The following is a 19,417-nucleotide window of genomic DNA, read 5'->3' as shown; positions in this document are numbered from 1 at the left end:
GCCGCCTCTAGCGTTGCAGCATCCGCGAATGTGAGTTGGATGTGCCCACCTGGCACGAGTCGCTTGAGTTCGTCCGGCGTCCCTTCGGCGACGATGCGGCCGCCGTCGAGAACCGCGATCCGGTCCGCGAGCTCGTCTGCCTCATCGAGGTGCTGGGTGGTGAGCAGTACGGTCGTGCCCTCCGCGACGAGGCCGCGCACGATGTCCCACATGGTGTGGCGGCTGCGCGGGTCGAGGCCTGTGGTGGGCTCGTCGAGAAATATCACGCCGGGGGTTGAGACGAGTGTCATGGCGAGGTCAAGGCGACGCCGCATCCCTCCCGAATATGTGGCGAGCGGCTTGCGGGCGGCCTCGACAAGCTCGAATTGCTCGAGCAGCTCGGCCGCGCGAGCCTTCGAGCGCTTTGGCCCGAGATGGCGCAGCCGGGCCATCAGCAAAAGGTTTTCCTCGCCGGTGAGAAGGCCGTCGACCGCGGAGAACTGTCCTGTGAGGCCGATCGAAGCGCGGGCGCCGTCCGGGTCGCGCACAACGTCGCATCCGTTCACGAGTGCCGTTCCGCCGTCTGGGCGCACCAGGGTGCTGAGAATGTGCACGGTCGTCGTCTTGCCGGCGCCGTTCGGGCCGAGCAGCGCGGTGACGGTGCCTGCGCGAACGGTGAGGTCGACGTCGTTCAACACGACCTTGTCGCCGTAGGACTTCTGCAGTCCGCGGACGTCGATTGCCGGGGTATTCATTTCGTGTCGTTCCCTTCTTGCTTGAGGTCGCCCGTGCTCATCGCGCGCGCTGGATACTGATGTCACCGAACTGAGTCCGTGCACGAACGGCGACCGTCTGCTCTGATGCGTCGGGCGCGCGGTCGCCGTCGAGCTCATTCCGCACGCGCCCTTCCTTCGATGACAGGTCGAGCCATGCGGGGACGCCAGGCCGCACACCGATACCGATTCCGCCGAAGCCGCTCTCGACCTGGATGGAACCGTTTGAGACCTCTCGAAGCTGGATGCTGCCGTACGCGGTCTTCGCCGTGACGGAGGCGAGGGCCCTCGTGATCTCGAGGTCGCCGTAGGAGAGCTTGGCCTCAAGGTCGCCGCCGGAGTGATCCACCCGAATGCTGCCGTGCGACGACTTGAGGATCGCGTCACCGGTGACCGTCCCGATCCTGATCTGGCCGTGGTCCGCCGTGATCTCCACGGCGCCCTCAGCGCTGCCCACCGTCGCATTGCCGTGCCCAGCGCGCATCCACAGGTCGCCGACGCTGTCGACATCCACGGCACCGGTCGCCGCCTTGATGCGGGTGGCTCCGAGGCGGCCGACTGTGCGCAAGCCGCCGACCGAGATTTCGGCGGTGAACCGAGACCCCGCTGGAAGCTCGACCGTCACGTCGACGGACTCGGTCGGACCGATCCAGCTGATCCGAGGCTTCGGCCCGGTGATCGTAAGCCGCTGGCCGTCGAAGTCGACCCTGGTCTCGTCCGCGCCTCGGCGGTCGACGGCCTTCGCCGGGTTGGTGGGGGAGACCGTCACAACCGTGTCGGAGCGGTCGCCTGCGGTGATGTCGATCGCACCGACCGGCACGTTGATGGCAAGGTCGATGGGGTTCGGAGTGTTGAAAGTGGGCATGCTGATGCTTCCCTTTCTGTGGGCGTGTTCGACCGGCCCTGCGGGTCCGCGAGGCTGTGGATGTTGTCGGCTGGGCGGCTTAGCGCGCCCAGCCGGCGAAGTTGTCGCCGGTGCGCAGCGTGCGCTGAGCAGATCGACGTTGTTTAGGCTGGAGTGCGGCCGCAACCGCACGGACCAGCCAGGTGTTGACAGAGAGACCGTCGGCTGCGGCAGCCTCGTCCACCCGCGCTTTGAGCGCGTCCGGCAGGCGAAGCGTCGTACGCGAGGTACTCGCGTCGTCGAGGTCGAGCGCCGCGGCGGGGCGGTCGTCAGTGTCCGTCTCGATGGTCGACTGGGTCACGACGAACTCGACCTCACGTCCGCGCAGCCGTAGGTCGACCGCGCCTGGTGCGAGGTCACGGGTGATCTCCCCAGCCGCAGCAGACAGGGCTTCGAGCAGGACGAGCCGTGTCGCAGCGTCAAGCCCTGCGGCGAGACGCTCGGCAACGGCACGCGACTCGTCCGAGCCGTTCTCAGCGGCATCCACTAACTGTCGCTGAAGGTCGCTGACGTACGGTCCAAGTTCCATGCCACCATGGTGACACCACGCTGGTGTCATGTCAAGAGATTATGGTGTCATCGTGCCGATGCGTCTACGCGATGGGCTGCCTGTTCACCGTTTCGGCGATCCAGATGGGCGCAAACGGAGAGGTGCAGTTCGGGGGAGTCGGGTAATCCTTGAGCTTCCAGACGTTCTCCGATGTCTACGGCGCGATCGCGATACTCGGCGTGTTCGATTCCGATCTGAGCGGCCCGATGATCGCCGACGTGACACCGGGGTGATTGATGACTAACGCAATAGCCATCGTGATGGGCGAAAGTCCGGCCGGCGCCAAATCGTGCAACCCTTGACCCATGGATCTGGAGGTGTCACCCACACTCACCATTCCGGCATCCGAACTCAGCTGGCGGTTCTCCCGTTCGTCGGGTCCCGGCGGCCAGCACGTCAATACTTCGGACAGTCGTGTGGAACTCACCTGGAACGTCGTCGACTCCACAACGCTCTCCGACGATCAGCGGCAGAGGCTGCTCGCGCGACTCGGGCGTCGCCTCGTCTCGGGAGTCATCACCGTTGCGGCCTCCGAGGAACGCTCACAGCTGCGCAACCGTGAGATCGCCCGTCGCAAGCTTGCCAAGGTCGTGAGCACGGGGCTTGCGCCCGATGGACCTCGTCGGCGTCCGACCAAGCCGACGAGGGGCTCGGACCGGCGACGTCTCGCCGCGAAGGAACAACGGTCTGCGACCAAACGGCAACGACGGAAGCCGTCCGCCGAGTAGCCGGGAATTGCCCACGCGCTGGTGGCGTCTTCGACCTCAGGACGCCGGTGAGCGTGAACGGAGCCCCTCCGTTCCCGGAAGGGCTCCACCCTGGTTGAGCAGCTGTTGGCCCCAGAACTGATCGTCGGCGATATCGATCGCGGCCTGAACGCCTTCCATGCCGTCAGCCGGGTTCTCGAAGATCCGCTGGATCAGCAGGTCACCGGCGACACCGTCGTTCTGCAGGTCCGGTTCGAAGGTGCCGTCGTCGTTGCCGCCGGCCTGCTCAGTGGATGGTGGCATATCCTCTCGGCCTCCCAGGGCATGGACGCCCTCCGCTCACTGATCGGCCTCAGCTAAGCCCGCCTCAGCTTCTGTCAGTTGAGCCGTTTGCGCATCTGCTGGGTCGTCACTGCGTAGCCGGTCCGTTCGTACAGGGCCACTGCCGTCGCATTGTGACCGAAAACATTCAGTTCCAGTGCGCCGACCCCGTTTTCGACGACAAGGTTCTCCACTTCAGCCAGCAGCGCCTTGCCCAAGCCGAGCCCTCGGTGCGCCTCGTCAATGAGGATGTCATAGAGGAAGGCGGTGTCGGGCGCGCCGCGAGGGTGATCGAGTCCCACCCAGGCTCGTCCGACGGGTTCGCCATCACCCCGGATCGCCCGGACGAGAATCATCCGCGGGGTGTGCAGCCCTTGCGGCAGCAATTGTGCGTTTCCGGCCAGCGCGCGCTCCAGCGCGGTCTCCCGGTCCCAGTTGCCTGCCGCGATCTGGTCCTCGGCGTACTCGTGCGCAATCGCCTGCTGCCACCCGTCGAACTCCGTCTCGTCCATCGCGCGTACGGTGACGCGGGGCACGTGGTTCGGCTTGCGCATCGAGCTCAATGGTGGATCGTGAAGATGCTCCGTCTCCCAGCGAGCGGTGAACGTGGAGCTGGGCCGGTCCAGTCTGAGATGCAGGCGGTGGGGCGTCTCGAGGAAGATCACATCGACCGACAATTGCGAGCCGCCTTGCTCCCAGCCCGCGCTCGCCGCCGTCGCATCATTGGTGCTCCAGCCGCCGAAGCGAGCCGCGACCTCCAGGCGGCTCTCCCCCTCCTGAAGGGTGAGAGTCACGGAGTCGGCGTCCTGGCCGGGGGCGACGTCGATGCGGGTCAGGCGGGGGAGGGCGTTGTCTGGTGAGGGGCCGAATGACCCGCCGTCCACCGGGTCGTCGATACGGCCGGTGGGAATGGGGGAGAGGGCGAGGGATGCCAGTCGTGCGGCGAGCGCCGCATCCGCTTCCTTCCCACCTCGAGCATCGCCCGGTCGGCCGATCGACGGCAGCAGGTGCTCCCAAGCGAGGTCAAGGACGCCTTGCATGTCTTCGCTCTGACCGGTCATCGCCAGAACGACACCGAGATCGGGCAGCACCACACAGAACTGGCCGTAGGCGCCGTCTCCGCGGTACCCGTGCCGCGCCATCCAGAACTGGAACCCGTACCCCTGCTCCCAGTCGGAGGCGGGGTCCGAACCGTTCGACACATGCGATCGCGTTGCGTCGTCGAACCAGGCGGCTGGCAACAGCTGCCGGCCTTCCCATTCGCCGCGCTGCAGGTAGAGCTGGCCGAGCGACGCGATGGCTTCCGTCTGCGCGTGCAGGCCGCTGAAACCGAGTTCGTGACCGGTGGAATCGCGGATCCAGCCCACGTCGTCTATTCCGAGGGGATCGAACAGCCGCCGGCGCAGGTAGTCGGTCAGTGAGAAGCCGCTGACGCGCTGCACGATAACGGAGAGCGTGTAGGTGCATGGCTGGTTGTAGGCGAACACGGTTCCTGGTTCATCGTCGAGCGGCAACAGCAGAAAGCCGCGCACCAGGTCGGACGGGTCGAGGTCGAGCGCTCGCTGCAGCGTTTCCTCCCGATGCCCGCTCGCCATGGCCAGCAGGTGCCGGATCCGCATCCGGCGACTGCGTGCATCGGTGATCTCTTGGTCGAGCTCCGGGAAGTGGCTGAGAACGGTGTCGTCCAGACTCAGCAGCCCTTCGTGAACAGCGAAGGCGACGGCGGTGGACGTAAAGCTCTTGCTGAGGGAGTACAGCAGGTGTACGCGGTCGGCGGTGTACGGCGCCCACCATCCCTCCGCGATCACATGGCCGTCGCGCAGCATCATCAGGCTGTGCGGTTCGATGCTCGGAGCGTCCTCCAGGGCGTCGAGGAAAGCGGCGATTCCGCGCGCATCGACGGCGTGCGCGGACGGTGTGCTTCTCGGCAGTGAGCTGTGCATGCGGTCCATGCTAGAACGACACGCCGTTCAAGCGGCCGCAAGAAGAACCTGCACCGGGGTATGCCCGGCCGTCGCATCGGGGATCTCTCCGGTCGATGATGTTAAGCCCACTCACTTGACAGGCTGTAAAGCCAGTGGCAGGATGTACAAACTGCGCTCGACGAGTGCGGGCTACTCGATGGAGAGGATCATCTTGAGCGGCATCGTTAACACCGTCCTGGGCCCCATCCCCGCTGAAGAACTGGGCGTGGTTGCTGTGCACGAAGCTCTGCTCTCAGTGGTCCCCGGTGCCCAGTACGCCCCAGACATCACCATGGATCGTGCGGAGATCTTCGCAATCCTCGCGGCGAAGCTGAGGGACTTTCGCGAGCACGGCGGCACGACGATCGTGGACAGCACCGGCATGTTCCACGGTCGCGACCTGAATTTGTATGAGGCGTTGTCGCGCACAACCGGCGTGCACATCGTCGCCTCAACCGGCATGGGCCCGGAGGAGACGCTCGGCGGCTACTTCCTGACCCCGCAGACCAACCCGCCGACACCGTGGCCTGCCGAGAAATTCGCCGACCTCTTCACTCAGGAGGTCACCGAAGGCATGGTGGTGCCGCGCGTCGAGAGGCGTGGCTCCGCTGGGCTCGTCACCACCACAGCTGACCGCACCGGCATGACTCCGACAGAGGAAAGCCTGTTCATTGGCGCCGCTCGAACCGCCCTGAACACCGGGATCCCGGTATCCATTCGTTTCGGCGCCGACCCGCTCCACGACCTCGACATCGTCCTCAGCGAGTCGCTGCCGGCAGACCGGGTGCTCGTCGGAGGACTCGACCGCACCGCCGCCTCGGCCGGTGCTGCGCTCGAGGTGGCCCGCCGAGGAGCGTTCGTCGGACTGGACCATGTCGGACTGGACGATGACGGCGAGTACGTGAACGACCGCGAGCGCGCTGCCCTCGTTCTCGAGCTCGTCGAAGCCGGCCACGGTGCCCAGATTCTCCTCTCGAGCAACGCGATCGGCGTCGCGAAGGGACAACCGGACTACGACCTCCCGTTCAGCCACGTCGTCTCGACGTTCGTGCCCTTCCTCACGTCGCAGGGTCTCAGCGAGGACGACGCCCGGCGCATTCTGGTGGACAATCCACGCGATCTGCTCTCCGTGCGGTGAGCACCGGACAGACGATCGACCAAGAAGCTCTTGAAATTTCGTGAGGTGAGTGTGTTGTCAAAGGTGAACACGGTGCTGGGGACGATCCCAGCAGAAGAATTAGGACTCGTGGCAATCCACGAGCACATCGGATACGGGATGCCCGGCAGCGAGCTGGACAGCAGGTGGTGGAAGACCCCTGAACAGCGGTACGAAGAGACGGTGCCGAAACTCCGCGCCTTCCACGAGTACGGCGGCGGCACCTTCGTCGATGCGACAGGGATCTGCAACGGCCGCGACATCGCCTACTACAAGTCCCTGTCCGCCAAGACCGGGGTGCACATCGTCGCCTGCACCGGCTTCGTCGGCGGTGACACCGCGTTGGCGCACTTCGCTCGCGCCAGCGTCGACTACCTCGCCAAGGTCTTCATCCACGAAATCACGGTCGGGATCGGCAACACCGGTAGCCGCGCCGGCGTCATCAAGGTCGGTGTGAGCCGCGGTGGAAAGATGACAGACCTCGACAAGCGCATCTACCGAGCCGCTGCGCGTGCATCCGTCTACACCGGGGTGCCGGTTCTGACCCACCTCGCGATCGACGCCGAGAACGCGATCTCGATCTTCCAGGAAGAGGGGCTTCCCCTGGACCGCGTGCTCTTCGGTCATGTGGATGACGGTGTGAATGCCGACAAGACCCGCGACACCTGGATCGCCGAGCAAGGCGGTCGGGTCGGCTTCGACACCTTCGGCTACGAGACGGAACTGGAGGACCCGCCGTTCTGGGCACGCCCCCGCCAGGAACGCCTCGACCACTTCCTCCGCTTCCTCGGCGCTGGGCACCTCGACCTCGCACTCGCCGGCGCCGACGCCAACTGCAGCCCGCTGGGATGGCCGGGAGTCAAGGGACACACCGTGAACTACATTTTTGAGGACCTCATCCCCGACCTGCGCACGTCCGGGCTCGACGAGGCAACCATCCACAAAATCTTCGTCGAGAACCCGGCAGACTTCCTGTCGATCCGCGCCTGATCACAGACCACACCAACCCACGTTCTCCCAGGCACGCCCTGGGTCCAGAAAGAGAATGAATCCATGAAGGCTTCGGAAATCAAGAACCTCACCATCGCCATCGTCGGCGCGGGATACGGCGGCGCTGCCGCGGCGAAAGCACTGAGCCTGCTCGGTGCTGACGTCACCGTGTACGAACAGGCGACCCAGATCCGGGAGGTCGGCGCCGGTATCGGCCTGCGCCCTTCGACCATGGACCGGTTCCGCCAGTGGGGCAGCTTCGACGCGATCGCAGCGGTGAGCTCGCCGAGCGACTACTTCGAGATCCTCACGGCCACCGGCGACCCGATCATGAAGGAAGCGTGGCCGGAGATCCCAGGCGACACCGAGAACACCAAAACCCACCTCATCCACCGCGGCGACTTCATCGACGCTCTCCTCAGCGTTCTTCCCGAGGGCATGGTGAAGCTCGGGCACAAACTCGAGACCGTCGAGGACCGGGGCGACCGCGCCGCCCTCACGTTCACCAACGGCGAGAGGGTCGAGGCCGACCTGGTCATCGGTGCCGACGGCATCAAGTCGGCGGTGCGGCAGCAGCTGTTCAGCGACAAGGGCCCGGTGTTCTCCGGCGAGCATGCCTACCGCGCGGTGATTTCCGCTGACGACGCATTCGGGATGGTCGTCGATGACAACCTCCGGATGTACATCGGCAAGGGCACGAAGGTGTACCTGCTGCCGCTGCGTCACCGCAACCAGCTGTCGTTCGACATCACCGCCCTGAACCCGGATGGCACGTGGGCGCCGACCGTCACGAAGGAGGACCTCGTTGCCACTGTGGAGGGCTTCGACGAGCGGATCGTCAACATGGCGCGTGGTCTCGACCTGGACACCGTCAGCATCCGTGCGGTGTACGACATCGACCCGGTCGACACGTGGCACACCGACTCGGTCGTGCTGCTCGGCGACGCCGCCCACTCCATGCTGCACCACCAGGGCCAGGGCGCGAACTCGGCGATCATGGACGCCGGTGCCATCGCGGACGCCCTCTCGGAGGCGGACTCCGTTCGCGAGGCGCTTGCCCTGTTCCAGGCAACCCGCAAACCGGTGACGGACGAGCTGCAGCGCATCTCCCGTCAGGGCTGGTCCGAAGACGAACTCAACGACGTCTTCCCCGGCCAGAAGCCCGTCTCGCAGGACCAGAGGTAGCACCATGACGATCCACCCCGAGATCGCGAAAATTCTCAGTACTCTTCCGGCGCCAGACGGTTCTCCGCTAAACCCTGCGGCCATGCGCGCGGGCGAGGCCGCGCAGGTGCCCCCGCTCGAGGACCGGCTTCCGCTCCACCGGGTCGAGGACCGAACCGCTGCGACGGCCGACGGCGACGTTCCCGTGCGGATCTACACCCCGGTCGAGGCGGACACCTACGGCCTGCTGGTCTACTTCCACGGCGGCGCGTTCTTCCTCGGCAGTCTCGACACCCACGACCACGTCGCGCGGGCACTCGCCAAGGAAACGGGCTACAAGGTGATCTCGGTCGGCTACCGCCTGGCACCCGAAGCGGGCTTTCCGGCCGGTCTGGACGACTGCTACGGGGTGGTCCGCTGGGCCGTCGACCAGGGCGAAAGCCTGGGCTGGGACAGCGAGAACCTCGCTCTCGCTGGGGACAGTTCGGGCGGCACCTTTGTCGCCGCGGTCGCCGCACGAGCCCACGATGACGGATTCGATCGCATCACCCACCAGGTGATGTTCTACCCGTCCCTCGACCTCGACTTCGACGTCGACCGCTATGCCTCCCTGCGGGAGAACGCCGAGGGGTACGGGCTTGAGACGGCAGGCCTGAAGCCGTTCAACGCGTTCTACCTCGACGGCGGGGCGGACCCGGCAGATCCACTCGTCTCGCCGATCAAGCGCGAGAACCTCGCCGGGCTGCCCGCAGCCCTCATTCTCACTGCCGAACACGACCCCCTCCGCGATGAGGGCGAACTCTACGGAGCGCGCCTCGCAGATGCCGGGGTCGAAGCGACGGTCAGCCGCTACGACGGAGCCAACCACGGCTTCGTTCAACACTTCTCCTGGCTCCCGGAGTTCTATCGGGCGTTCGCTGAAACGGGCGAGTTCCTGAACCGGAAGCAGGCACGATGACGCCGAGCGTGCCGGTCCACCCTCTGGCCTCGCCATGGGGTCGGTTTCACCTGTACAGCTTCTACATCGACGCGCCCGAGCCGGCCATCGTCGACACCGGGATCGCCTCGTCGCCTGATGCCATGGCATCCGCTCTCGAAGCGCTCGGGCGCCGGATCGAGGACGTGCGCTGGATCCTGCTGACCCACGGTCACATCGATCACCTCGGCGGGGCGCATGCCCTCTGGGAGCTGACGGGGCGGCGCGCGACAGTCGTCATTCACGAGGCCGACGCACACCTGCTGCGGTCGCGGCGTGCCCACGTCGACGAGTACCTTGGCGGGCGCGGCACCTACCTGAACGACCCCGAAGGTGAAGCCAGGCGGGTGGCCGCGGCCGAAGCTGTGATCTCCGGGGAGCTCGAGCCAACCGTGCTGGTCAGGGGCGGCGAGACGCTGTCCCTTGGCGGAGATGTCACCGTTTCGGTGCACTCCATCCCGGGGCACACGGCGGGGTCCGTCGCCTATGTCGTCGACGGACAGAACGACGTGTTCGTCGGCGACGCCGTCCAGGCCCATGGGGCCGCCAATGGCTTTCCCGGCTATGAGGACCCAACCGCCTATCGGGCGAGTCTGGAGTACCTGCGTGACACGGTCCGTCCGGAGCGACTGTACCTGGGGCATCCGTACCGCCGAGCGAACGGTGAGGCATACGGGATCGGGACCGGTCTCGACCGCGATGTCGCGCAGGAGGCTCTTCGAGAGAGCCTGGACATCGAGGCTCAGGTCGCTGACGCCGCCCGTCGATGTCTGCACGATGGACTCCAGACGACGGAGTCTGCGTACTCGCCGTTTGCCGGCGTCGCCGAGGAGCTTGGTTACACGGGCGACCCTACCCTCGAGCCGTCGCCGTTCTTCACGACACTGAACGGCTACGCGAAGCAGTTCGAACAGGGACTTTCGAATGAGAAGGAGCGACGCTGAATGGCTGACGCAATCACGTGGAACGCCGGTGGCGAGACCATTTCCATCCTCAAGGACCTTCGGGTTCCGATGCGGGACGGTGTCGAACTCGCCGCGGATGTCTATTCCGGTTCTGAGGACAAGCCCCGGCCGGCGCTGGTCGCGCTGAGCCCGTATGGCAAGGAGTTGCAGGCGCTCGCCCTGACGACGCCGCCGCAGCGTCGTCCAAGTCCGATGTGGGATGGCTGCATCGAGGCCGGTGACATCGCCCGCATCGTCAAGGAGGACTACGCCCACGTCATCGGAGACCTCCGCGGATCAGGCGCCTCCGGTGGCGAACACATCGGCAACTACAACGCCGGCGGCGTTTCGCTCGGCCAGGACGCCTACGACTTCATCGAGTGGGTTGCCGCGCAGCCCTGGTGCGACGGCAACGTCGGCATGGTCGGGATCTCGTATTTCGGTTCGATGCAGGTGCTGGCCGCGGCCGAACGCCCGCCGCACCTGAAGGCGATCTTTGTCAGCGGCGGTCACTACGACTTTTATGAGACCACATACCACGGCGGTGTCATGTGGTTCATGCCGCGCGCTGCCCGCGAAGGCCGTGGCGGCGACTCCGGCTGGGCGTTCACCGACGGCGTGAAATCCCGGATGATTGAGAAGCATTCACCGGAGGAGCTGAAGAAGCTCGTCGCCCAGCGGCTCGAGGATCCCGACGTCCGGGCCTGGCCGAACCTGGTGCACGTGTTGAACTATCCCAAGAACCATGAGGCCTGGTTCGACATTGTGATGAACGAGGTCGACGGCGAATGGTACGAGGAACGCAACCCGATCACGCTCGCGCCGAACATCGACATCCCGGTCTACCTGCAGCTCGACCAGGGTCGTGGCTGGACCCTGGACGGAACGATCGAGCTGTTCCACGAACTCAAGGGTCCGAAGAAACTGGACATCGGCCCATACCCGCCCATGCAGTCGCGGCCTTTCGTCGAGGAACACGACAAGATGTTCCGCTGGTACGACTACTGGATCAAGGGCATCGACAACGGTGTGATGGACGAGCCGGCCGTCAGCGTGTTCGTGGAAGGATCCCGCGAGCTCGTCACCGCCGAACAGTGGCCACCGAAGGACGTTGAATACCGCTCTCTGTACCTGCGCCCGCGCCACAAGCTCTCCCCGGAGCCCGAGCCGATGGGGGTGGAATACGCCGCGCCTGATGGCTTTTACCAGGCACCGTTGACGGTGACCGACAAGGTGGAAATCATCAACTGGAGCACGGCGCCGTTCGAGGAAGACACGGAGATGATCGGCGCCGGTGCCGCCCACATTTTCGCGGAGATCGACCAGATCGACACCAATTTCATCCTGCGCCTCTGGGACACCGCTCCGAACGGGAAGCGCCAGCTGATCACCACCGGCTACCTCAAGGCGTCGCACCGCGAGCTCGACGAGCGCACCACAGAGGGGAACCCGTACCATCCGCACACCCGCGCAGTGCCAGTGGAGCCGGGGAAGATCGAGGAGTACGTTCTGCGTCTTTACCCGTTCGCGAACACGTTCAAGCCTGGCCACGTCCTGACGGTGGAACTGTCGAATGGTGAGCCGCTGGCTGACGAGCACAACTCGCTACTGCCGCCGGATGCCTTCCACCTGCCGGTGGGCCGACCTGTCACCCACAAGATCTACCGTGACGCCGCTCACCACTCACGACTTGTCCTGCCGTTCACGACGCGGGGAATAGCAGAAGCTCAGGCGAACTGATTCGAACCGCCGGGCCGTGGCGTTCGGACATCCCGAATCTCACGGCCCGCCGGCGTCATGTCACCTGACGGTTGCGCGCTGCCCATTCGATGCCGTTCGTCGCCTGCTCCTTGGTCAGAGCCGTCGCGCCGCCGCAGTTCGAACACACGACGAAGTAGCGCCGCGAGACGGTGAACAACGGGATGAAGAAGAGCGATACCTTCGTCGCGCTCTCGACGACGTCCTGGGAGGCGTCGGTGCGGCAGTACTCGCAGACGAATCTGACGACGACGAGGATCCGGTCTCGCAACGTCGTGCCGAAGATGAGAAACATCCGTCGAGTGTATGAACCATGGCGCTGGAGCAAGAGGGGCTTGCGCAGACATCGGTCATGTGACGTTCTTCCTGTGGTCACTTCGGAGGCATAGGTTGAGACACAGTCCGCCGCAACTGCGCCCGTTCGCCGTCAAGGAGAGCCAATGTCCACGAGACGCCCTTTCGCCGCCCTCTGCACCGCTGCCGTTCTGGGCAGCATCACCGTGGCGCTCGGCGCCGCCCCCGCTTCGGCGGAACCGAAAAAGCACGAGGCGGTCGAACTTCGCGTCGCCACCTATAACCTGTCACTCAACCGGGCGAGCGCCGGCGAACTCGAAGCCGACCTCAGCACCCCGGACGACCAGCAGGCGCGCACGGTCGCCGAGGTGATCCAGCGAGCCGACCCCGACATCGTCCTGCTCAACGAGTTCGACTATGTGCCGAACATGCGTGCCGCGGATCTGTTCCGCGACAATTACCTCTCCGTCGGGCAAGGCGGAGCGGATCCGGTCGATTATCCGTACGCCTATGTGGCCCCATCGAACACCGGTGTCCCGAGTGGTTTCGACCTGAACAACGACGGCCGGATCGGCGGCGGTGACGACGCCTTCGGGTTCGGCGCATTCGCCGGCCAATACGGCATGGCCATCCTGTCGAAGTACCCCATCGTCACCGAGAAAGTGCGAACGTTCCAGAACTTCTTGTGGAAAGACATGCCTGGGGCGCTGCTGCCGGATGACCCGGCCACCCCCGAACCAGCCGACTGGTTCTCCGCCGATGAACTCGAGGTGGTGAGGCTCTCAAGCAAATCGCACTGGGATGTTCCGGTGACGGTTGGCCGGAAGACCGTGCACGTGCTCGCTTCACACCCCACGCCGCCGACCTTCGACGGCCCCGAAGACCGCAACGGCCGGCGCAACCATGACGAAATTCGGTTCTGGGCCGACTACGTCAGCCCAGGCACATCGAAATACATCGTGGATGACGCCGGCCAGAAGCGCGGACTGAAGCCGAGCGAACCGTTCGTCATCGTCGGCGACCAGAATGCCGACCCGTTCGACGGTGACTCGGTGGATCTGGCGATCAACCAGCTCCTCGAGCACAAGCGGATCGTCGACCCGTTGCCGGCATCCGATGGCGCGGTCGAGGCGGCTGCCTTGCAGGGCGGCGCGAATGTCGCGCACGTCGGAGACCCGCGGTATGACACCGCCGATTTCGCTGACACGGCACCCGGCAACCTGCGTGCCGACTATGTGCTGCCCTCACGCAAACTCCGTGTGCTCGATGCTGGGGTGTTCTGGCCAACCCAGGCTGACCCGCTCTCGCGGCTGACCGGGGTGTTCCCGTTCCCCAGCAGTGACCACCGTCTCGTCTGGGTAGATGTGCGGGTGCGCGGCTGAATTCCCGTCGGTAAGACAGAAACGCCACCCGGCAAGGCTTCCGTGTAGCCGCCCCTCGGTTCTAGACTCGCGTCATCCTCGAGGAGAGGCGAGATCATGGCGGTCATGCGGGTGCTCGAGTTGCGGATTCACGGCATCGCGAATTCGCCGCCAGCAGACATGCTTTGCACGACGACTGAGGAAGTCGAACGAAAGGACGGCGACGAGCAGGGGTCCTTCTGGCGAATCAAGCCGAAACCCTCCGTGGCCTCGTCGACTCCGTCGCCGGAGCCGAGCAGCCCGGTGGTGGAGACTGTGGCCGAGGCATATTCGTGGGGGAACCAGGCCCGCAGCGGGGCTTCGGCCTTCGCCCTGATCGGGCGCGCGGTGGTTCATGTCGGGTGGCTGTTCGTGCTCCCGTTCGGTCTCTGCAACCTCGCCTACTGGGCGAGACGGGACATCAAAGGGACAGACGAAGAGCCCAAGTGGTGGGCCGGCGGCGACGGAGCCGTCACTATTCGGGTGTTCGCGCTCCTGCAGACGCTCTTCTACACCGTCGGGTTCCTCACGGTTTTCGTGCACCTGATGGGGCTCCAGTGTTTCCAGGCTTTCACCAGGGGAGAGGACACCCCTGAATATCTCGCCTGCGCGCCGCTGCCCGGTTGGCTTGACTTCCTGGCAGCATGGAGCCCGGTCGCTCGAGCGGCGCTGTTCAGCATCGCCCCGATCGCGGTGACGCTGCTGATCTACATGGTCAGCCTGCGAGCACGCGGAATGTTCAACCCGCAGATGTCTTTCGACGACGATGCGAAGCGGACGTCGAGCGGGGAGGAACCTCCCCAGGAAGGCGCGAGCGAAGCAGACCCACCACGGCCGGCGCTGCTCTCATCGGCCGGTTTCTGGCATCGCTCGCGCGTTGGGCAGACGTCCGAGCGAGCCCATTTCGCTGCCGCGATAGCGCTGATCCTTCTGCTTCTGGCAGCAGACGCGCTGCTGGACGCCATCCCGGGCGAGGGACCGGACTCCGTTCCCGGGGCCGATCTCATCGATGTGCTCCTGGGGCGCGTCGACACGACCGGTGCTGATTTTGTGCCGTTTATCGCGCTGATGGTTGCCGCCGTACTGCTCGTCGGTGCCGCGGTGATCGCGGCTGCGGCCGGGCTGAGCGGAAAAAGTTGGTCCACCCGATCGAAGCGGGGCTGGTCCACCGCCATTTTGGTGTTTTCGGCCGTGGCATACGTGGCCTGGGTGGCCTGGGCGATCCTCGTAGCCCGGGCACCGACGGTGGGGGAGCAGCTTCCGGATGCCGCCCGCAGTCTCCGCGGACTCACCGTCACACCAACGGTCATAGCGGCAGGCGGCGCGCTCATCGCGGTGGCAAGTCTCACCTGGGGATATCGATGGCGACGCCGACTCGTGATGTGGCTCGTGTTGCCGCTGACCATTGCTTTCGGCGTCGCATCCGCCCTGTGGGGACTCGCCCCGGCGGATCTCGGCGGAATGCGTCCCGTCCTGGGGTGGATTTCGGTCGGACTGGTCGGGCTCGCCATCATTGTCGGGTATCTGCCCTTTGCCGATGCGCGGGTCAGGGAGGCCCGCCGCCACGCCGGCTGGCGCGGGAATGGAGCGGCGGTCATGCTGTTGCTGGCCTTGCTGGCTTCCCTCATCATCACCAGCCTGCTCGTCCTGGGTACGCACGCCTGGCTGACGGCGGATACAAACGTACCCGTGGTCAGGGACAGCTGGCGGCTCATCAACCCACCCGAGCTCGACCCGACAGGCCCTGAGCCGATTCCGATCCCCGCGCCGATCGCTGCACCGCCGTTCCACGAACTCTTCAGCGGGATGCTCGTTGTCGGGTTGATCGTCTTCCTGGCGTTCGTATTGCTCACAGTGGGCGCGGCATTGCGCAGTTTCCCAGCTTTCAGCCTGCCCGGACCCATCTCCGAGAATCTTGGAGGTACCGGACGGCTCGTTCCAGACCACGCAGAGATTCCGACCTCTCCGACACCGGAGACCGTCGTCACGCCGGGCTCACGCAGGGACGAGATCAAGTACCCTCGCCAGACGGTGCGGGAGAAAAACTACCCTCCAGGCGAGAACGGGCCCAGCGGCCGCCTGCGCGCTGTCGCGGACGCTCGCCGAGTCGCAGGGCTACTTCACCGGGGCGAGCCGCTCCTCGGCGTACTCGCCGTCCTCACCGCCGTCGCGCTCATTCCGCTGGCCATCCCGTCCGTCGGCGATTTCCTCGAGGACCGACCGTTCTGGGACGGTCTCCTGGCCGGGTCGCGATGGGCGATCGGCCTCATCGCGCTGGCGGCAGTAGCCGGGGTGGTGACCAACGCCGTCACCTCGGCGGAACGTCCTCTTGCTCTCGTCTGGGACATCATTTGCTTCTTCCCCCGGGCGGGGCATCCGTTTGCGCCACCGTGTTATGCCGAACGTGCCGTTCCTGAGGTGACGAAAAGGATCAAGCGGTGGATGGGGCCCGGCAAGGACGAGGGCGGCCAGGAAGGCAGGGTCATTCTCTCCGCCCACTCGATGGGAGCGACCATCGCCGTCGGCGCAATCCTCGCGATGAAAGGGAACGATGAAGACGAGGCGCTCGGGCGGGTGGCTCTGCTGACTCACGGTGTGCAACTGCGCCCATACTTCAGCCGGTTCTTTCCTGAGGTGTTCGGCCCGAGGGTCCTGGGGGTGCGCGGAACGCTTGGACCTCAGATGCTCGCCTCGGATCCGTGGACGAGACAGGTGATTGCCGACAACCGGCCGCCAGCGTTACCGGTGCATGTGGAGGGTGATCCGGACTCCGTCGTCGAACTTCTGGGCGGGAACCTGGGCGACCCGGACAACCCGATCTGGCCGAGGTGGCGAAGCCTCTGGCGGCGAACCGATTACCTCGGCTTCCCGGTCACCGGCTTCTGGAGCAACGAGACGAACGGCCTCAATGAGAACCCGATCGACCGAGGGGCGACGGAACGGTCGCCTCGCTCGTATCTCTGGGCGGTCGCGAAGCACAACGACTACCTGTCGACCCCGCAGTACCGGACGGCGCGCGACGAGCTGATCGCCATGCTGGCGAAGGACGACAGCAGACCGGAGCGCGTTTCCCGACCACCGGAAACCCGCTCCGGCTGGCGCCTGGCGTGGTTGCGGTGCTTCCGAAGGCGGCGGCGCGATGAGAAATGAGGCGCCACCTGAGCGGCGGCGCCTCATCTGCCAAGTGTGACCCGGGCACACGGCCCGGGACTTCGTCAGCCCGCTGCAGGCACGCCAATACGGTCCATGAGCTGGTTTGCAACACTCTGGAAGTGCGCGGCGCCGTAGTCGGTGAGGTAACCGGCTCTGAGCTGCACGGCGTCCACCTGGGTAACCAGCGCGAGGTACGCCTCACGCGTGCCGTAGGTCCGGGCGAACTCGTCGGCTGACATCAGGTCGACTGACCCGTACACGGCACCGGGAGCAGCGGCGCCGCGGTACTGGCCGAGTGGGTGCTCGAGAAGGCCATAGCGGACTCCGCCGGTGACGTTGCCTGTCTCATCCCTGGCGAGTGCGCCGTTCTCCTGCTCGAACCACTTCGACGGCGCAGCATCCTTGTTCCGCTTGCTCCAGTTCACGAGCGACTCGGCAGCAGCGATGACCGTGGGTTCGATCGGGTACGGGTTGAGCGACTCGCGGAACGCCGGGTTGTGGACGGCGGTGTTCGGCAGCCGGCCCGACTGGTAGATTTCCTCGTCCGCCGGGATGACCGGCGAGAGCAGGTCGGTGTGCGGGGTCGCCGGTACTTGCCAGTGGCGCCGATTCTCGGGGAGGTCCTTGGCGGCGAGTGTTGCGGCACCGAAGAGGCCAGGGTCACCCTCCGCGGTCACTGTGATGAACGGAACGTCGAGAGCCGGCTCGGAGCCGGGCACGGTGACGAATCCCCCCTGTGGCGACTGCTGCAGCGGCCGCTCGAGGACGGCGCCGACGGTGTTGAGGTACCCGTCGAAGACGGGGCCCCGGTTGGCGCGGGTGACCGCCGTGTGGAAGTTGCTGGCGTAGGTGTTGAGATACACGCCTGACTGCGACTGGCCCATCAGCAGGACCGTTTTCGCCTTCTGGCCGCCGAGGACCGCGCGGCCCTCCTTGGCGTCGAGCAGCGTCCCCACCTGGGTAAGGATGTCCCAGGCCAGGCCCTCCTCGGCCCCGGGAACGACCAGGAACGGGTTGAATGTGGAATGTTTCTGCGGGTCGGCGATAATCGGCTCCCGCTCGACGTCGGTGACGTTCCAGGTCAGGTCCGCGTATCGCTCCGCGTCGAAGTTCTTCAGGGCGTCGACCTGGATGGGTTTCGACGTCACGCCGATGACGGTGTGACCCTGCTCCATTGCCCAGTCCCACATACGCCTCCAGTGGTCTTCGCCGGGGAAACCATTCGACGCGTTGAGGATGTCGACGAGCACGACCCCTGATGAGTCGACCTTCTGCGCCGGGCGCCGAACCAGGATGTTGTTGACGTACGGCACGTCAGCGGTGCTGACCTGGAGCCGGCCGCCGGCGTTGTCATAGACGTTCGCTGTGCCCGAGAGGAAGTACTCCTCTTCGACATAGCCGCGGTCGGCGACGTCGAAGGGGACGCGGGCGTGCTCCATACTCGACCAGAGGTGGCTGTCGGCGTCCTGCGCAACAGGCCCTTCGACTGTCGGCACGGCGGTAAGCGAAGCGATGATCGGATCGGTCGCCGGGCTCGGCGCGGCAACAGCGGTCGAGGCCGTTGTGAGGGCGAGCACACCCGCGCAGGCGAGTGACAAGCCGACGAGCGTTGGGCGGCGAAGTGGGTGGTGCATGGGTCTCTCCTTGGAACGACGGTGTTCGTTTGCCGTTCCAGCTTGGTGCCCACAACGGGGGACAACCATCTGTTGCACCGAGTTGTATCGACGTCGGCTCGCTGCCGCCGGTTTCTGCTCGCCGTTCGCCGGCGTCAATGCTCGAAAGCACCGATCGCCCATAGAGTGACAGTATGAACCATAGAGTGACAGTATGAAGAGGGAACAATGACCGTTTCGACCGTTGCCATCATCGGCGGCGGTTATGCCGGGGTGATGTGCGCCAACCGGCTCCGTTCTTCGTTGACACCGGATGAGGCGGCCAGCACCGCCATCACACTCATCAATCCCAGCCCGTTGTTCTACGAGCGCATCCGTCTGCATGAGCTCGTTGCCGGCAGCCGGAAATCTGCCGCGATCCCACTCACCGAGCTGTTGCACCCGGACATCGACCTGCTGATCGGGACCGCCGTCAGGATCGACGCGACCGCTCAAAACCTCACGGTCCTCTCCGGGATCGACAGCCTCAGCGAGTACCGCTACGACACCCTGGTTTATGCCCCGGCAGTTCATCATCGGCGCACCGCGTGCCGGGTGCGGCAGAGCACGCGTACGCCGTCGGCGATCTGGCCTCCGCCGAAGCCGCCGCGCATGCTCTCGCGGACGGGGGCAGCCGCCAGCGAATCGTCGTCGTGGGCGGAGGTTTCACCGGGGTCGAGGCGGCCAGCGAAGTCGCCCAGCAGCATCCGGACGCCGTGGTCTTTCTGGTGT

At 65.6% G+C, this 19,417-nt stretch carries 16 protein-coding genes and 2 pseudogenes; 10 read left to right on the top strand and 8 right to left on the bottom strand.

Going from position 1 to position 19,417, the window contains the following annotated elements; genetic code table 11:
• The 4 genes and pseudogenes from ACLQ62_RS12420 to ACLQ62_RS12405 all read right to left on the bottom strand — a co-directional run.
• Positions 1-734, bottom strand: a 734-nt coding sequence (locus tag ACLQ62_RS12420; RefSeq protein WP_411721950.1) for an ABC transporter ATP-binding protein, incomplete at its 3' end; no start/stop codon positions are given.
• A gap of 37 nt (positions 735-771) precedes the next feature.
• Complete coding sequence (locus ACLQ62_RS12415) at positions 772-1,617, bottom strand: DUF4097 family beta strand repeat-containing protein (protein WP_411721949.1); 846 nt, start codon at positions 1,615-1,617, stop codon at positions 772-774.
• 79 nt (positions 1,618-1,696) lie between these two features.
• Positions 1,697-2,185, bottom strand: a complete 489-nt coding sequence (locus ACLQ62_RS12410) for a histidine kinase (protein WP_411721948.1) — start codon at positions 2,183-2,185, stop codon at positions 1,697-1,699.
• 64 nt (positions 2,186-2,249) lie between these two features.
• Positions 2,250-2,406: pseudogene (locus tag ACLQ62_RS12405) on the bottom strand (DNA alkylation repair protein); the annotation flags it as partial.
• 105 nt (positions 2,407-2,511) lie between these two features.
• Here ACLQ62_RS12405 and arfB point away from each other — a divergent pair.
• Positions 2,512-2,934 (top strand): alternative ribosome rescue aminoacyl-tRNA hydrolase ArfB, encoded by a 423-nt coding sequence (arfB, locus tag ACLQ62_RS12400; RefSeq protein WP_411721947.1) that lies wholly within the window; start codon positions 2,512-2,514, stop codon positions 2,932-2,934.
• Between the two features lie 36 nt (positions 2,935-2,970).
• On the opposite strand, the gene ACLQ62_RS12395 is transcribed toward arfB, so the two are convergent.
• Together ACLQ62_RS12395 and ACLQ62_RS12390 are read right to left on the bottom strand one after the other, a co-directional pair.
• Positions 2,971-3,216 carry a hypothetical protein gene (locus ACLQ62_RS12395; protein ID WP_411721946.1) on the bottom strand — a complete coding sequence of 82 codons (246 nt, stop codon included), beginning with the start codon at positions 3,214-3,216 and terminating at the stop codon, positions 2,971-2,973.
• A 74-nt stretch (positions 3,217-3,290) separates the two neighbouring features.
• Positions 3,291-5,177 carry a GNAT family N-acetyltransferase gene (locus ACLQ62_RS12390; RefSeq protein ID WP_411721945.1) on the bottom strand — a complete coding sequence of 629 codons (1,887 nt, stop codon included), beginning with the start codon at positions 5,175-5,177 and terminating at the stop codon, positions 3,291-3,293.
• Positions 5,178-5,370: 193 nt separating this feature from the next.
• Here ACLQ62_RS12390 and ACLQ62_RS12385 point away from each other — a divergent pair, with 193 nt between their 5' ends.
• From ACLQ62_RS12385 to ACLQ62_RS12360, 6 genes are all read left to right on the top strand, one after another.
• Positions 5,371-6,336 carry a phosphotriesterase gene (locus ACLQ62_RS12385; RefSeq protein WP_411721944.1) on the top strand — a complete coding sequence of 322 codons (966 nt, stop codon included), beginning with the start codon at positions 5,371-5,373 and terminating at the stop codon, positions 6,334-6,336.
• A 45-nt stretch (positions 6,337-6,381) separates the two neighbouring features.
• A complete protein-coding gene (locus ACLQ62_RS12380; protein ID WP_411721943.1) occupies positions 6,382-7,344 on the top strand; it encodes a phosphotriesterase in 963 nt (320 codons plus the stop codon).
• Between the two features lie 63 nt (positions 7,345-7,407).
• Positions 7,408-8,529, top strand: a complete 1,122-nt coding sequence (locus tag ACLQ62_RS12375) for an FAD-dependent monooxygenase (RefSeq protein ID WP_411721942.1) — start codon at positions 7,408-7,410, stop codon at positions 8,527-8,529.
• A 4-nt stretch (positions 8,530-8,533) separates the two neighbouring features.
• Positions 8,534-9,466: an alpha/beta hydrolase gene (locus ACLQ62_RS12370; RefSeq protein WP_411721941.1), complete on the top strand. Its 933-nt coding sequence runs from the start codon at positions 8,534-8,536 to the stop codon at positions 9,464-9,466.
• Positions 9,463-10,428: an MBL fold metallo-hydrolase gene (locus ACLQ62_RS12365; RefSeq protein ID WP_411721940.1), complete on the top strand. Its 966-nt coding sequence runs from the start codon at positions 9,463-9,465 to the stop codon at positions 10,426-10,428. The genes ACLQ62_RS12370 and ACLQ62_RS12365 overlap by 4 nt, the downstream gene beginning before the upstream one ends.
• Positions 10,429-12,168, top strand: coding sequence for a CocE/NonD family hydrolase (locus ACLQ62_RS12360; RefSeq protein WP_411721939.1), 1,740 nt, complete (start codon positions 10,429-10,431; stop codon positions 12,166-12,168).
• A 55-nt stretch (positions 12,169-12,223) separates the two neighbouring features.
• On the opposite strand, the gene ACLQ62_RS12355 is transcribed toward ACLQ62_RS12360, so the two are convergent.
• The gene (locus tag ACLQ62_RS12355) at positions 12,224-12,481 is read right to left on the bottom strand and encodes a zinc-ribbon domain-containing protein (RefSeq protein WP_411721938.1); all 258 of its coding nucleotides are present in this window, start codon (positions 12,479-12,481) and stop codon (positions 12,224-12,226) included.
• A 145-nt stretch (positions 12,482-12,626) separates the two neighbouring features.
• Between ACLQ62_RS12355 and ACLQ62_RS12350 the strand changes: the two genes are divergently transcribed.
• Both ACLQ62_RS12350 and ACLQ62_RS12345 read left to right on the top strand, forming a co-directional pair.
• Positions 12,627-13,862 (top strand): endonuclease/exonuclease/phosphatase family protein, encoded by a 1,236-nt coding sequence (locus ACLQ62_RS12350; protein WP_411721937.1) that lies wholly within the window; start codon positions 12,627-12,629, stop codon positions 13,860-13,862.
• 96 nt (positions 13,863-13,958) lie between these two features.
• A complete protein-coding gene (locus ACLQ62_RS12345; protein WP_411721936.1) occupies positions 13,959-17,030 on the top strand; it encodes a hypothetical protein in 3,072 nt (1,023 codons plus the stop codon).
• Between the two features lie 65 nt (positions 17,031-17,095).
• Here the strand turns inward: ACLQ62_RS12345 and ACLQ62_RS12340 are convergent, their stop codons facing one another.
• On the bottom strand, positions 17,096-18,667 hold the full coding sequence (locus tag ACLQ62_RS12340; RefSeq protein WP_411721935.1) for an alpha/beta hydrolase domain-containing protein: 1,572 nt from the start codon (positions 18,665-18,667) through the stop codon (positions 17,096-17,098).
• A gap of 207 nt (positions 18,668-18,874) precedes the next feature.
• Between ACLQ62_RS12340 and ACLQ62_RS12335 the strand changes: the two are divergent.
• Positions 18,875-19,417, top strand: a pseudogene (locus ACLQ62_RS12335) (FAD-dependent oxidoreductase); the annotation flags it as partial.

It is taken from the genome of Mycetocola sp., from assembly GCF_046716805.1.
In the GTDB taxonomy this organism is placed as follows: Bacteria; Actinomycetota; Actinomycetes; order Actinomycetales; family Microbacteriaceae; genus Mycetocola_A.
Note: the sequence above shows the minus strand (reverse complement) of the source record. Positions and strands in the feature narration are given on the sequence as shown.